This is a genomic window from Amycolatopsis sp. NPDC058986 (genome assembly GCF_042741125.1).
In the GTDB taxonomy this organism is placed as follows: domain Bacteria; phylum Actinomycetota; class Actinomycetes; order Mycobacteriales; family Pseudonocardiaceae; genus Amycolatopsis.
Genome location: NZ_JBHYJW010000034.1, coordinates 1 through 14,456, shown reverse-complemented (window position 1 = coordinate 14,456; position 14,456 = coordinate 1). Strand labels below are relative to the sequence as shown.

12 protein-coding genes and 1 tRNA gene are annotated in these 14,456 nt (G+C 68.2%); 10 read left to right on the top strand and 3 right to left on the bottom strand.

Going from position 1 to position 14,456, the window contains the following annotated elements; genetic code table 11:
- The first annotated feature begins 91 nt into the window (after positions 1-91).
- The 3 genes from ACFW0G_RS27145 to ACFW0G_RS27135 are packed head-to-tail and all read left to right on the top strand — an operon-like array spanning position 92 to position 3,969.
- Positions 92-769, top strand: a complete 678-nt coding sequence (locus tag ACFW0G_RS27145; protein WP_378328223.1) for a DUF1775 domain-containing protein — start codon at positions 92-94, stop codon at positions 767-769.
- Positions 766-2,514, top strand: coding sequence for a copper resistance protein CopC (locus tag ACFW0G_RS27140; RefSeq protein ID WP_378328222.1), 1,749 nt, complete (start codon positions 766-768; stop codon positions 2,512-2,514). Before ACFW0G_RS27145 ends, ACFW0G_RS27140 begins: the two co-directional genes overlap by 4 nt.
- 30 nt (positions 2,515-2,544) lie before the next feature.
- The gene (locus ACFW0G_RS27135; protein ID WP_378328221.1) at positions 2,545-3,969 is read left to right on the top strand and encodes a PepSY-associated TM helix domain-containing protein; all 1,425 of its coding nucleotides are present in this window, start codon (positions 2,545-2,547) and stop codon (positions 3,967-3,969) included.
- Between the two features lie 22 nt (positions 3,970-3,991).
- Here ACFW0G_RS27135 and ACFW0G_RS27130 read toward each other — a convergent pair whose 3' ends face one another.
- Positions 3,992-4,822, bottom strand: coding sequence for a carbon-nitrogen hydrolase family protein (locus ACFW0G_RS27130; RefSeq protein ID WP_378328220.1), 831 nt, complete (start codon positions 4,820-4,822; stop codon positions 3,992-3,994).
- A 1,327-nt stretch (positions 4,823-6,149) separates the two neighbouring features.
- Positions 6,150-6,223, bottom strand: a tRNA-Leu gene (locus ACFW0G_RS27125).
- 175 nt (positions 6,224-6,398) lie between these two features.
- Between ACFW0G_RS27125 and ACFW0G_RS27120 the strand changes: the two genes are divergently transcribed.
- From ACFW0G_RS27120 to ACFW0G_RS27090, 7 genes are all read left to right on the top strand, one after another.
- Positions 6,399-7,010, top strand: coding sequence for an ANTAR domain-containing response regulator (locus ACFW0G_RS27120; protein WP_378328219.1), 612 nt, complete (start codon positions 6,399-6,401; stop codon positions 7,008-7,010).
- 446 nt (positions 7,011-7,456) lie between these two features.
- Complete coding sequence (locus tag ACFW0G_RS27115; RefSeq protein WP_378328308.1) at positions 7,457-8,626, top strand: branched-chain amino acid ABC transporter substrate-binding protein; 1,170 nt, start codon at positions 7,457-7,459, stop codon at positions 8,624-8,626.
- A 104-nt stretch (positions 8,627-8,730) separates the two neighbouring features.
- Positions 8,731-9,738 (top strand): branched-chain amino acid ABC transporter permease, encoded by a 1,008-nt coding sequence (locus tag ACFW0G_RS27110; RefSeq protein WP_378328218.1) that lies wholly within the window; start codon positions 8,731-8,733, stop codon positions 9,736-9,738.
- A complete protein-coding gene (locus ACFW0G_RS27105; protein ID WP_378328217.1) occupies positions 9,735-10,841 on the top strand; it encodes a branched-chain amino acid ABC transporter permease in 1,107 nt (368 codons plus the stop codon). Before ACFW0G_RS27110 ends, ACFW0G_RS27105 begins: the two co-directional genes overlap by 4 nt.
- Positions 10,838-11,758: an ABC transporter ATP-binding protein gene (locus ACFW0G_RS27100; RefSeq protein ID WP_378328216.1), complete on the top strand. Its 921-nt coding sequence runs from the start codon at positions 10,838-10,840 to the stop codon at positions 11,756-11,758. Before ACFW0G_RS27105 ends, ACFW0G_RS27100 begins: the two co-directional genes overlap by 4 nt.
- A complete protein-coding gene (locus ACFW0G_RS27095; RefSeq protein WP_378328215.1) occupies positions 11,745-12,458 on the top strand; it encodes an ABC transporter ATP-binding protein in 714 nt (237 codons plus the stop codon). The genes ACFW0G_RS27100 and ACFW0G_RS27095 overlap by 14 nt, the downstream gene beginning before the upstream one ends.
- A gap of 183 nt (positions 12,459-12,641) precedes the next feature.
- Positions 12,642-13,454, top strand: a complete 813-nt coding sequence (locus tag ACFW0G_RS27090; RefSeq protein ID WP_378328214.1) for a prolyl oligopeptidase family serine peptidase — start codon at positions 12,642-12,644, stop codon at positions 13,452-13,454.
- On the opposite strand, the gene ACFW0G_RS27085 is transcribed toward ACFW0G_RS27090, so the two are convergent.
- Positions 13,420-14,400: a LysR family transcriptional regulator gene (locus tag ACFW0G_RS27085; protein WP_378328213.1), complete on the bottom strand. Its 981-nt coding sequence runs from the start codon at positions 14,398-14,400 to the stop codon at positions 13,420-13,422. The two genes, ACFW0G_RS27090 and ACFW0G_RS27085, sit on opposite strands and share 35 nt — an antisense overlap.
- Between the last annotated feature and the right edge of the window lie 56 nt (positions 14,401-14,456).

Here is a 14,456-nt window from a genome sequence, read left to right as displayed (position 1 = left end):
ATCTAGCATAGACCGGGGGCTGGTCACGCTGTCGACCGTCACGGCCTGCCTGCTGACCGCGTGGGCGCCGGCCACGGCGCAAGTGTCCATCGTGCCCGATCGGACCTCCGGCGGTGGTACCAGGACCTTCGCCTTCCGGATGGCCAACGAGCGGAAGGACACCAGGAGCACGCGGCTCGAGCTGGCCTTCCCGGAGACACCGCCGATCGCCTACGTCCGGGTCGATCCCGTGCCGGGGTGGACGGTGAACATCCGTCCCCGGCCGTCGAGCCCGCCGCCGAGGGCAGGCGACCGGACGGCGGGCGAGGTCGCCGCGTCACTCGTCTTCGAAGGGGGCGCGGTGCCGCCGGGAGAATTCGAGCAGTTCCTCGTCACGATGGGACCTTTGCCCGCCGACGGACGGCTGGTCTTCGACGCGACGCAGAATTACGCCAACGGCGCGGTCGCCCGCTGGACCGGGGCCTCCGCCGGACCGGCGATCCTGCTCGGTTCCGGTGCTGTGGCCGGTGCCCCTTCGGTGTCGGCCACCGGAGGACTGGGGCAGCCGCCCACGGTGCCCGCGGCCGAGCACCCGGCCGCTTCCCGCGGAACCGCCGCCGGCGGTGGCTCGCCGTTGGTCCTGTTATGGGGTGCGCTCGGAGTCGCGGTGGCAGTGATCGCCGGAGTCTGGCTCCAGGCGCGCCGCCGCAAGGCACGTACCGCGGAGTCCAGCGTGGATCTCTTCGACGAACCCGGGCAGACGGACGACACCAGGGCGAGCACCCGATGACCACGGTCCAGGATCGTCCACAACGGACAGTGAAGCACCGGAGCGGTTCCTGGGGCCGGGTCGCCGCCTTGCTGTCCCTGGTCGCGATCTGCTGGGGGACACTGCTCGCCACGACACCCGCGGCGACGGGGAACCCGGTGCTCACCACGACCTCGCCCGGCAACGGGCAGCTCGTCAAGTCACCCGATCACGTGCTGCTCACCTTCGACCGGCCGGTGCCCGCTGGACTGGCCACGGTGCGCGTCCTCGACCCGGCGACCGGGCGCCAGGTCGTCTTCGAGCGGCCGGTCCATCCCGGTGGCGATCGGAACACGATCTCCGTGCCGATGCCGAAGGAACGGCACCAAGGCACGTACGCGGTGTCATGGTCGCTGCCGTCCAGCGGACTCCAGCCCATCAGCGGCTCGTTCACCTTCGACGTGTTCGCCTCGATCCCACCCGAGGGCGTGCCGGAAATCGAGACCACGCACGACGTCACGGTCACGGTGGTCCACGCGGCGAGCCGGGCCGCGGCGATCGTGGCGATGCTGCTCCTCATCGGCGCGGTGTTCTTCGTGGCGGCCATCGGACCGTCCGCCGCAAGGTCGCGGATTGTCGTCAGGCTGGTCAAGTACAGCTGGTGCGGGCTGGTCGCCGCCACGCTCGGTACCTTCTTGTCGTTCGGGCCCTTCGCGTCGTGGGCGACGCTGAGTGGCGCGTTCGATCCCAGGCTGCTGACGGCCACCGCCGAATCGGATGTGGGCGGCGCCTTGCTCGCCCGGCTGTACCTCTTGGTGCCGGTCGCTCTCGGCATCGCGCAGCTGATGACCAGCCCGCCCGCCGGGACCTCGCGGGAACGCTGGGTGCGTGGCGGGACCGTATTGGCGTGCGCGGCGGCGTTGTCGGCCACCTGGACGTTCGCCGATCCTCGTCCGGAGGGCGCCCCGTCACCACTCGCGCTCGCCGTGGACGCGCTGTTGTTCACGACGATCGCGGTGGCGGTCGGCGGTCTCGTCCTGCTGCGGATGTCAGGCGGCGAAGAGAGCGATGTCGTGTCGCGCTTCGCGCGCCTGGCGATCGGGTGTGCCGGAAGCCTCGTCGTGGCTTGCGGATATCAGGTGTGGCGTGGCCCGCGCGAGTTCGGCTGGCTGCTCACCGGGACGCTCGCGCTGATGCTGGTGCTCGTAGCCGTCGCCGCGCTCTGCCGAGCCTGGGCAGGCCGGCTACCGGTGGGCGGGAAGACCGCCGGCCGGGAAGTGAGGCCGCGGCTACGCCGGGTTCGTTCCCTTCTCCTGGCCGTGAATGGAGTCGCCGTTCTGGTGCTCGCCGGAACGGCGACGCTGGTGACCGTCGTGCCTTCGCAGGCAGCGCACGCGCAGGGCGTCACGGCCACGATTCCCGCGGCGGTCCGGCAGCAGGTGGCGCCGGCCAGGCTCGCGTTCGACACCGGGAAACCGGGCGGCCAGGGCTCCCTGGATCTGGTCCTGATCCCCGCCACCGGCCAACGGGGCCGGGTCCGGCTCGACGTGCACGTCACCGTGCTCACCGACACCGGGAAGACGAGGGACGACACGGCGCTGACGGGAGTGTTCACCCTGCCGGATCAGCGTGCCCCGGCGGTGCCCGTCGTGTTCGGGCGTCGTGCGAGCGGCTTTTCGTCGGGCACGGCGAGCCTTCCCGAACGCGGCCGGTGGAAGCTCGCGATCACCCTCCGGACCGCTGACGGGGGCACGCAAACGGTCGCCCAGCCCATCGACGTTCGCTGAACGGCGCGTCCCGGCCGACGAGGAGTTGCTTTGCACGCACCGGAAACCGAACCACGGGTGGAGGCACAGGGCCGCCGGGCCCACCGACGGAATCCCTCGCCGGGGCTGAGCACCACGATCCAGACCGTGGCCCGGCGCGTGCACTTCCTGGCGGGCATCCTGGTCGCGCCCTTTCTCGTCGTCCTGTGCCTGACGGGACTCGTGTACGTGTTCAGCCCGCAGATCCACGAGAACCTGTACCGGTCGGACTTGTTCGTCAACCGCGCCGAGGGCACACCGCGGTCCTTGACCGACCAGATCCGGGCGGCGCTCACGGCCCATCCGGAATCGAAGCTGAAGTCGGTCGTCACGGCACCGAGCCCGGATCGCACCACACGGATCGTGCTTTCGGTTCCGGGGCCGGCAGGGACCCCGGACCGGACGGTATTCGTCGACCCGTACACCGGTTACCTCAACGGCGAGCTTTCCACGGTCGAGAACCGCCTGCCCGCCAACACATGGTTACGTCAGCTGCACAGCAACCTGCACCTGGGCAACCCGGGTCGGCTCTACGCGGAGCTCGCCGCGAGCTGGTTGCCGATCGTCGTCGTCGGTGGTCTGGTCCTGTGGCTCGCCAAGACCCGCCGCAAACGCCGTCCGCGCGAAGTGTTCCTGCCCGCGGTGCGTGACAAGAAGGGCTGGCCACGGGTACGGGCGATGCACGGGGCGCTCGGTCTGTGGCTCACCGTCGGCCTGGTGGCCGTCGGCGTGAGCGGTCTGACGATGTCCCAGTTCGCCGGCGGCCGGGCGAACGGGGCGGCCGATCCCCTTCACCTGCGGGCACCGGTGCTCACCGCGACACCCGTGCCGATACCGGCCGGTGTTCGCCAGATCGGTATCGATCAGGCGCTGGGGATCGGCCGGGCCGCGGGACTGAGTGGCGAGTTGGTCGTCACCTCGCCGACGAGTCCTGGCGTGCCGTTCACCGTCACGGAGATCAGCGAGGGCCTGCCGATCCACCGCGGTGCCGTCGCGATCGATCCGTTCACGGGCACGGTGACCGAGCGGATCCGCTGGAGTGATTACCCGGTCCTGGCGAAGCTGAGCACGGTGGCGGCCGAGTTCCACACCGGCTCCCTGCTCGGGCTCGCGAACCAGATCATCCTCGCGGTGCTGGCCGTCGCAACGCTCGTGCTGATCGCTTGGGGCTACCGCATGTGGTGGATTCACAACCCGTATCGGGGGCGGTGGGCGTCGTTGCCCCGGCCGGTGGCACGCCGGCTACCCCGTCCGGCGCTGATCACGACGCTGCTGGGGATCGCCGTACTGGGTGCGATGCTGCCCGTGTTCGGCGCCAGCCTCGTGGTGTTCCTCCTCGTCGACGCCGGCGTCGGCAGGATCAAACGACCCAAGAAGCCCGTCGCGGCAAGGGTGTCACCGAGGCCGGCCCCGCGGCCGGCGGGATCAGAGGGATGAGGACGAGGCGGGGAACGGCCCGTCACACCGATGCGTAGCTGTCGGGCCGTCGTTCGTCGAGGTGCCGTGGGGCGTGCCTGGCGCCCGTCGGCTGGGCGTCGAGATCGAGTTCCGCGACCGCGAGGGCGGGCCTGGCGCCGGTGCGGGCCCTGATCACACCTCCGGAGTCGACGACCTTGGCCTGACCGACGAACCGGACGCCGTGCAGCGAACCGGTCTGGTTGGCCGAGACGAACACGATCTGGTTCTCCGCGGCGCGGGCACAGTCGTACAGGTCGAACAGACGGGCTTGCCGATCCCTCGACTCGGTTGTCCGCCCGCCGGCCGCCGGCCACGCCGAAAGGCAAGCCACCACCCGTGCCCCGTCGAGGGCGAGCGTTCGCGCGGATTCGGGGAACACCTTGTCGTAGTCGATCACCATGCCGAATCGGCCGACCGGGGTGTCGAAGGCGGCGAACCGATCACCGGCCGCGTGGATGGACGGTTCACCGGAGGGCTGGTGCACTTGGCGATGGCGGCCGAGTATCCCGTCCCCGGTCACGCAAACCGCCGAGTTGTACCAGTTACCGTCGTCGGCGGCCTCGTGATAACCGGCGCAGACCACCATCTCCGCGGCGAGCCCCGCGATCCGGTGCAGGTGCTTGTCGTCCGAGCCGAGCGCGGGCGGCAGCGTGTCACAGCCCGTCCTCGGCAGGGTGAAGTGGCAGCCGCCGAGTGTCCCGTCGGGGAAGACCAGCACGGAAGCACCCGCCCGGCGTGCGTCGTCGACGAAAAACGCGATCCGCCGCATGTCGAACTCCAGATCTCGGCCGAAATGCGCGGCTACGGTCGCGATCCGCACGAGACTGCTCATGTGGCGTTCTTCCTTTCCGTGATCGCTCGAGCCAGGTACCTCTGAACAGGACATGGCGCTCTCGCTCTTCTTGGCGCCCTACCTGATACTCGGTGCCCGGACAGTGACCATCGAAATACAAGAGATGCGACGAGTTCGAGTGGTCTCCAGGCGACACGATGGCACGCCGCCCGGCTTTTGACCAGCGGCTGCCGAAATGGGCCGCGTTCGCTGCGTAACCTGGCCGAAACGACGCGTCGTGTCGACGGTATGCACAGTTCCCGATCCTGGTGGGGCAACTGCGTACCGCGACAGCGGGCCTGTCATCCCCGGTTGTGTCCGGCGAGTGGTTAAGCGGCTCCCCGGCAAATATGTTACGCCCGCCCGACGCTCACAACCTGGCGCGCATCTCGTTGAGCTGCGGGTGGGCGAGCGTCGATACCGGCGACGCGGGTGCGTCGGCTGGCATGTATTTGAATTGCGACCCTGATCGAATGGATCGAAGAACCCGGATTGCCCGCCGTGAAAAGTAATGTCGACGGAACTTTGGTTATATGGTGGTAACGCTGTCGCAGGATCGCGCAAGCAGGACCGCGATCTCCTTGCACGGACACTGCCCGTGGCCGGAACGAGCTGGTCATCCGAACCGTCCAGTCCGGCCTCGGGCTCCGATTTCTCAGCATGAGCGATGAGGGAAAGGTGCCCGTGAGGTGTCAGATGGGGACCAGGAAGACGAACGCGAGTGAATCGTTGCGGACGTGTCGAAACAGATATGGATGACATCGAAACCGGGGTGTCAAACGGATCCCGGGATGAGCCTGGCGGGTGTTCCGCTTACCGGTCAGGTGGCGTCCGGCATGGAGACGACGTGAGCCTGGTCTGTGGCTTCCGAGCGGAACAGGAGAAGGCGTGTCCGGATACGCCCTGCCCGCGAGGGTAACGGGGGGTGGGACATGGGCCGGCTCCTGCGAGAGCGGGCGACCGGGCGAGAGTGGTGCGTCGAGAACAGTGACCTGGCCTGGGAAGCAGGCGGCTACGATCCGACCCGCTTCGAGGTGCACGTGATCGGCGAGCAAGTGGTCGGTGCACCGGACGGCTATCCCGACTCGGTGTCGCCGACAGGCCGTTCCGCCGAGGCGCCCGAGCCGCTGCTGCGGTCGCTATTCGAGGTCACGCAACTGAGCATCCACTTGCATGACGACGGCGATCACGCGACGATCACTATCCGGCTTCCAGCCGAGCAAGTACCCCAGATCAGCCACATGGCGGAGAGGATCACGGAAACCATGTCCGACTCACAAGCCAAGCCCGCGCGCCGCGCCGGCCAGCCTTGTGAGGATGCTGTACGTGCCCCCGGAGAGATTCGAACTCTCACTGGACGGGTTTTGAATCCGTTGCCTCTGCCAGTTGGGCTACGGGGGCCGCGACGGGAGAAACTCTACGGGATCACCCGGTCGCGGTGATGAGCGGGCCCAGGTGTCGGCTGGGCCACTACGTGGTGAACGCCATCTCTGCCGACTGGATCGTTCCCGGTAGGCTTCGGATTCGCGGGTAAGCCGCGAACCAACCGTCCCGCCGAGTCGTCAGGAGGACCCCGGTGACCGAGCAGGCTGCCGAGGCCAACGGTGCCGTCACCGTGCCGCAGCGTCGGGTACTCGTCGCGGAGGACGAAGCGCTCATCCGGCTGGATCTGGTCGAGATGCTGCGTGAAGAGGGCTACGAGGTCGTCGGCGAGGCCGGCGACGGGGAGCAGGCGATCAACCTGGCCGCCGAGCTGAAGCCCGATCTGGTCATCCTCGACGTCAAGATGCCGAAGCTCGACGGGATCGAGGCGGCGTCCAAGATCACCGGCGACCGGATCGCACCGGTCGTCATCCTCACCGCGTTCAGCCAGCGTGACCTGGTCGAGCGAGCACGCGACGCCGGCACGATGGCCTACCTGGTCAAGCCGTTCGCCAAGCGTGACCTGGTGCCGGCCATCGAGCTCGCGGTCAGCCGGTTCGCCGAGCTGCAGGCGCTCGAATCCGAGGTCGCGGGGCTCACCGAGCGGCTGGAGACCCGCAAGGTCATCGACCGGGCGAAGGGACTGCTGATGAGCCGCCAGGGGCTCACCGAGCCCGACGCCTTCCGCTGGATCCAGCGGACCGCGATGGACCGCCGGACCACGATGAAGGCCGTCGCCGAGGCGGTTGTCGAGAGCATCGGCTGATCCTCCCGAAACAGTGACGGGCGCGACCTGCTTGGTCGCGCCCGTTTTTCGTGCCCGCTTCCCGTTCGCCGGGGCAACGCGGCCTGCCTCTCCGGGCATATTTGCTACCTTCGATTCCCCGATCGGCCGGATCCGGGACCGGACCCGCGTGAGAGTCCTAAACTTTCGCCACGATTCGGTCGGCTCGTTCCTGTTCCGCCCGAAGTGCCGGTGCCTACTCAGCGTTATCACCCGATTGTCACAGTACGACGATCGGGTGTAAATCGTCCGTTAACGCTCGTGACGACCGTCACGATGTGGATACAAGAGGCTGAGTGACTCTGTGCAACACCGCCACCGGCGGCTACGTTCAGCGCCCAGTCAGGTCCTACGGGACTGCCGCTCATCGGGGCGGCTGGTCGGCATTTGGAGGAAGAGTGTCAAGAGCACGACTCACGCGGATCATCGTGCTGGCAGCGGCCGCATCAGTGGCACTGACTGCGTGCGCGGCGCGTGACCAGGGCGGTTCCAGCGGCAACACCAACTCGTCGGCGGCCGCGCCGCAGCAGGCCGCCAACGCGGCCGACCCCAAGGGCGACGGCAAGGCCCAGTGCTCGGGGGCGACCATGGCCTACATCGGGACGATCAACGGCGCCAACGCCGCCCTCGGCCAGAACATCCTCTACGGCGTCGATCTGGCCGTGAAGCAGCACAACACGGCCAACCCCGGCTGCCAGGTCCAGCTCAAGCAGTTCGACAGCGAAGGCAAGCCGGACAAGGCGCCCGGTGTCGTCTCCCAGGCCATCAGCGAGGCCTCGATCATCGGCGTGATCGGCCTGCCCTTCTCCGGCGAGTCGAAGGCCACCGGCGACCTGTTCGAACAGGCCAAGCTGGTGCACATCACGCCGTCGGCGACCAACCCGGCGCTGGCCGACCACGGCTGGAAGACCTTCTTCCGCGGCATGGGCAACGACAGCGTGCAGGGGCCGGCCGCGGCGAAGTTCATCACCGAGAAACTCCAGGCCAAGAAGGTCTGCGTGATCGAGGACGACTCCGAGTACGGCACCGGTCTCGGCTCGCAGGTGAAGCAGGCGCTGGGCGCCAAGGCCGCCTGCACCGACAAGGTGAAGACCGGTCAGACCGACTTCTCGGCCGTCGTCAACAAGATCGCCAGCGAGAAGCCGGACGCGATCTTCTACGCCGGGTACTACAACGAGGGCGCGCCGTTCGCGCAGCAGCTCAACGACAAGGGCGTCACCGCGAAGTTCGTCGGCCCGGACGGTGTGAAGGACCAGGAGTTCGTCAAGAACGCCGGCAGTGCCGCGAGCAGCGCCTACTTCACCTGCCCCTGCGTGCCGGAGGACAACTTCAAGGACTTCACCGCCGCCTACAAGCAGATCGAGGGGCACGACCCCGGCACGTACTCGCCCGAGGGCTACGACGCCGCGACCGTGCTGCTCAAGGGCATCGACAAGGGCATCAAGGACCGGGCCGGTCTGCTCGACTTCGTCAAGAACTACGACGGCCAGGGCCTGACCAAGAAGTTCAAGTGGAACGAGAAGGGCGAGCTCTCCGACGTGCCCGTCTGGAGCTACAAGGTCGAAAACGGCAAGATCGTCAACAACGGCCAGATCTGATTTCCGTCAACCTTGCCTGTCCAAGCAGGTGACTCGGGCATGCGCGTGGGGGCCGATCGTCCCCGCGCGCATGCCCGAGCCGTACCCGGAGAGAACGAGAATCCGTGCACCCCACGCTGACTCCGTTCCTGGCTGAATCCGGTTCGTGGATCCATTTCGATGTGGACACGTTCCTCGGACAGTTCTGGAACAACACGTTCGACGGGCTGACCCAGGGGGCGATCTACGCGCTGATCGCACTGGGCTACACGCTCGTCTACGGTGTCCTCAAATTGATCAACTTCGCCCATTCCGAGGTCTTCATCGTCGGCACGTTCGCCGCTTGGGTGACGTTCTATCTGCTCGGCTTCCGGCCGGGCGCCGACCCCGTGCTGGGCGTCGGGGAACTCATCCTGTACCTCGGGCTCGCGCTGATCGCCGCGGTGGCGGTGTCCGGCCTGACCGCCGTCGGCCTCGAGCGCGTGGCCTACCGGCCGCTGCGCAATCGCAACGCGCCGAAACTCGTCTTCCTGATCACCGCGATCGGCGCGTCGTTCGCGCTGCAGCAGACCCTGAAGCTCATCTTCGGGCTCAACGCGCAGCGCTCGATCCGGCTGCTCACCCCGCAACCGCTCTTCGAGATCTTCGGCACCAAGATCACCGACCGCGACATCCTGATCGTCGTCGCGTCGGTCCTCGCCTGGCTCGTCGCGGACTACTTCGTCAACCGCACCAAGGTGGGCCGCGGTATCCGCGCGGTCGCCCAGGACCCGGACACCGCGACGCTGATGGGCGTCAACAAGGAACGGGTCATCATCGTGACGTTCCTCGTCGGCGGCCTGCTCGCCGGCGCGGCGGCGTTGTTCTACCTGATGAAGATCCCGTCCGGCGCGATCTACAACGGTGGCTTCCTGCTCGGCATCAAGGCGTTCGCGGCGGCGGTGCTCGGCGGTATCGGCAACCTGCGCGGCGCGCTGCTGGGCGGGCTCATGCTCGGCATCGTCGAGAACTACGGCCAGTCCCTGTTCGGTGGCGAATGGAAGGACGTCGTCGCGTTCGTCGTCCTGGTGCTGGTCCTCATGCTCCGCCCGACCGGCATCCTCGGCGAATCACTCGGGAAGGCACGGGTATGACCACGCAGAACACACCCGCGCGCCCGTCGATCCGGGAGCGCTGGAACAGTCTGAGCCGTCCCGTCCAGTGGGGCATCCTCATCCCGCTGGTCGTGCTCATCTACTTCCTGCCGTGGCTGAACCCGCCACTGCTGGCGACCACGGGTACCGACTTCCCGACCGCGATGTTCGACGTCGCCCGCTACGCGCTGGTGGCTGTCGGCCTCAACGTCGTGGTCGGCCAGGCCGGGCTGCTCGACCTCGGGTACGTCGGGTTCTTCGCCGTCGGCGCCTACGTCGCGGCGTTGTTCACCAGCCCGAGTTCGAGCCTCGCGAAGCTGCCGTACATCTGGACGCTGCCGCTGGCGATGGCGATCACGATGATCTTCGGCGTCATCCTCGGCACACCGACACTGCGGCTACGCGGCGACTATCTCGCCATCGTGACGCTGGGCTTCGGCGAGATCATCCGGCTCATCGCGGACAACGTCGGCCCGTTGCGCGGGCAGTCGGGGTTCGAGCGGGTCGGGACCGACACCGCGGGCAAACCGTTCCTGGCCAACGCGAGCCTGTGGTACGTCTTCACGGTCACGATCATCATCGGCATCCTGCTTCTGGTGGGGAACCTGGAACGCAGCCGGGTCGGCCGTGCCTGGGTCGCCATCCGGGAGGACGAGGACGCCGCCGAGATCATGGGCGTGGCGACGTACAAGTTCAAGATCTGGGCGTTCGTCATCGGCGCCGCGATCGGCGGCCTTTCCGGTGCCCTGTACGCCGGGAAACTGCAGTTCGTCAACAACCAGTCGTTCGACGTGGTGACCTCGATGCTGTTCCTGGCGGCCGTGGTGCTCGGCGGCGCCGGTAACAAGGTGGGCGTGCTGCTCGGCGCGGTCGTCGTGGCCTACCTGCCGCTGCGGTTCGTGCAGATCGCCGAGTACAACTACCTCATCTTCGGTATCGCGCTGATCATTCTGATGATCTTTCGCCCGCAGGGGCTGCTCGGCGCGCGCCAGCGGTTGCTGGCGCGGGGGAGGCAGGCATACCAGCGATTGCTCGGCAAGAGCGAGCAGATCAGCGGGGACAGCGCGCTCGCCGCGGAACCGACCCCAGGGGGCAAGGCATGACGCAGCCACAGGACGGCGCCAAGCCGGTCGAAGGCGGCCTGGTGGCCGAGGTCGAGCAGATGACCGAGGAGGAGCGCGCCGAGCACTTCGCCGAGGTCGCCGAGGTGGTCGCGCCCGACCGTGACATCGCGGTCGACGTCGGCCAGACCTTGCTGGAACTGCGGGACGTCACGGTGCGGTTCGGTGGTCTGGTGGCGCTGGACTCGGTGTCGTTCGGGATCCGCCGCGGCGAGATCCTCGGGCTCATCGGGCCGAACGGCGCGGGGAAGACGACGTGCTTCAACGCGATGACCGGTGTCTACCGGCCCACCTCGGGCAAGGTGCTGCTGGAGGACAAGCCGCTCGGCAAGGCGAATCGGCACACGATCACCCAGCGGGGGATCGCGCGCACGTTCCAGAACATCCGGCTCTTCGCCGAGATGACCGCGCTGGAGAACGTCGTCGTGGGGGCGGACGCCCGCCACAAGACGAGCGTGCTCGGCGCGCTGCTGCGGCTCCCTCGGCATCACCGTGAGGAACGCGAAGCGGTGGACCGCGCGATGGCGCTTCTGGAGTTCGTGGGCATCGCCGACCGCGCCGCGGAGAAGGCGAAGAACCTGCCGTACGGCTACCAGCGCAGGCTGGAGATCGCGCGGGCACTGGCCACCGAGCCGAAACTGCTCTGCCTCGACGAGCCGGCCGCCGGGTTCAACCCGGCGGAGAAGGAAGAGCTCATGGGGCTGATCCGGACGATCCGCGACGACGGCTACACCGTCCTGCTGATCGAACACGACATGAAACTCGTCATGGGCGTGACCGACCGGATCGTGGTGCTGGAGTTCGGCAAGAAGATCGCCGAAGGAGTGCCGGCCGAGATCAGGGAGAACCCCGCTGTGATCGCCGCCTATCTGGGAGTGCCCGACGATGACGTTGCTTGAGCTGTCCGATGTGTCCGTCCACTATGGCCGGATCCAGGCCGTGTCCGGACTGTCCATCACGGTCAACGAGGGCGAGATCGTCACGCTGATCGGCGCCAACGGCGCGGGCAAGTCCACCACGATGCGGGCGATCTCCGGGATCCGCCCGGTGTCGAACGGGACCATCACCTTCGCCGGGGAGAACATCACCAGGTTGCGGGCCGACCTGCGGGTGGTCCGCGGGATCTCGCAGGCGCCGGAAGGCCGCGGGATCTTCCCCGGCATGACGGTGATGGAGAACCTCGACATGGGCGCGTACGCGCGCAAGGACCGCAAGAACCTCGGCCCCGATCTGGACCGCGTGTTCGAGCTGTTCCCGCGGCTGGCCGAACGCAAGAGCCAGGCGGGCGGCACGATGTCCGGTGGTGAGCAGCAGATGCTCGCGATCGGCCGCGCGCTGATGGCGAAGCCGAAGCTGCTGTTGCTGGACGAGCCCTCGATGGGGCTGGCCCCGCAGTTCATCCAGCAGATCTTCCGGATCATCACCGAGATCAACAAGCAGGGCACCACGGTGCTGCTCGTCGAGCAGAACGCGCAGCAGGCGCTTTCGCGGGCGCACCGGGCGTACGTGCTGGAGACCGGGCGCATCACGAAGTCCGGTACCGGCAAGGAACTGCTGGCCGACAACAGCATCAAGGAGGCCTACCTCGGCGTCGGCTGAGGTAGGTCGAAGGTCCGTGAAGGCCTCCTTACCGGCGCTCAGCGCCGGTAAGGAGGCCTTCACGGCTTTCCGGGGGTAGCACAACCGGTGGTTGTGATCGGCGCCGGAAAGGCTGTTGGACCCGCCGGGGGTGGACGCGGTTTGCTTATCCCGTAAGGAAAACAACGCACTGGGAGGCAGACCGTGGGAACCACCGCACAGCAGGAACAGATCGTCGGCGAGGCGGCGGGCGTGCCGTTCGTGGCGCTGCCGCCGGCGGGTGACGCCCCGGCGCCGCTGGTCGTCACCTGGCACATGATGTCGCCGCCGTGCACCGAGGTCGCGATGGCGGCCGCGGTGCCGATGCGCGGCCTGCGCGCCTGGCGTGTCCACTTCGGACTTCCGATGCACGGACGCCGCCTGCCGCCCGGTGGCTACGAGGAGTTCTTCCGGCTCGCGAGCGAGGACAACGTCCTCAACGTCGTCGAGCCGGTCACCGAGCAGGTGGCGCAGGAATTCCCGGCGGCGGTGGCGGACCTGCGCTCCCGGCTGTCCATTGCGGACGGTCCGATCGGGATCGCCGGCGGTTCGGCGGGTGGTGCGGCGGCGATGGAGGTGCTGGCACGCGGTGAGGTCCCGATCGCCGCGGCGGCGCTGGTGAACCCGGTGGCCCAGCTGACGCCCGTGGTCGCCGCGAACGAGCGGCGGTACGACGTCGTCTACCACTGGTCCGCACGTTCGCGTGCGGTCGCCGAGCGTTACGACTACGTGCGGCGGGCGGACGAGCTCAAGGCCGACGTGCTGCTCGTGATCGGCGAGCAGGACGACGTCGCCATCCGCGAGCCCGCGGCGGCGCTGGCCAAGGCGCTGGGGGAGCGGGGCGAACAGGTGATCATCCCCGGCATGGCGCACGAACTGGCCGAGGCACCCGGAATCGAAGCGGCGCCGCAGACCGAACACGCCCGCGCGGTGGACGCGGAACTCACGAAGTGGTTCGCGCGGCGCCTGAGCGTATGAGCATTTTCGTGTCGGCGCGCGGCAGCCAGGTGCGCGCCGGGTCGCGGGCGCACCAGTCCTCCTCACGGCTGGTGCGCCCCGCCAGCGCGAGCAGCCGCCGCAGGCCGGGGCTCTGCTTGCCGCGGCGCCAGGCGAGCGACCACGGGAACAAGGGAGACGGCTCGAATGGCAGCACCCGCAGCCCGAGGTCGGACGCGAGTTCCATGTCGGCACCGGCCAGGGTGACCCGGAGCTTGCCGTAGCGAGTCTGCTCCAACGTGTGCCGAAGGTCGTAGGTGACCCCGGAATCGTCGATCGGCACGTCGAAATCGGCGCAGAGTTCGCGGACGTAGGAAACCCATTCGGCGGGGCCGCCGAACTGGGGGAGCCAAATGCCCTCGGTCCGCAGATCGCTCAGCCGCACGGCCTCGCCCGCCGCGAGCGGATGTTCCGGGGCGAGCAGCGCGACCAGCGGTTCGAGCCGGACGACCCGATGCTCCAGCTCGTCCGGCAGCATTCGGCCGCAGCCGCCGACCCGGCCGAACGCGGCGTCCAGCTCACCCCGCAGCAGCGGATCGACCGCACTCACGAAACCCGGGCCGCTGATCCGGTCGACGCGCAGACCGGGTTCGCGTTCGGCGAGCCTGCGCAGCAGGAACATCGGGGAGAGCCGCGGGTCGATCACGTGCAGACGGAGCGGCCGCTCCTCGGCGTTCATGGCCGCGACGGCGGCGTCGGCCGCGCGGATCAGCTCGCGGGCGTGGGGGAGGAACCGCTCGCCGTCCTCGGTGAGTTCGACCGCGCGGTTCGAGCGGACGAACAACGTCGTGGACAGGGCGTCTTCGAGCTTGCGGATGCGCTTGGACAGCGCCTGCTGGGTGAGGAACAGCGACTCCGCGGCCCGGCTGAAGTGCCGCAGGTCCGCCGTCACGACGAACGCCCTGACCTGCGCGATATCGAGGTCCATCCCGCCTCCCCGAAATGCCCTTAAGGCCACCTTACGGGCGTCTGACGCCCGTAAGG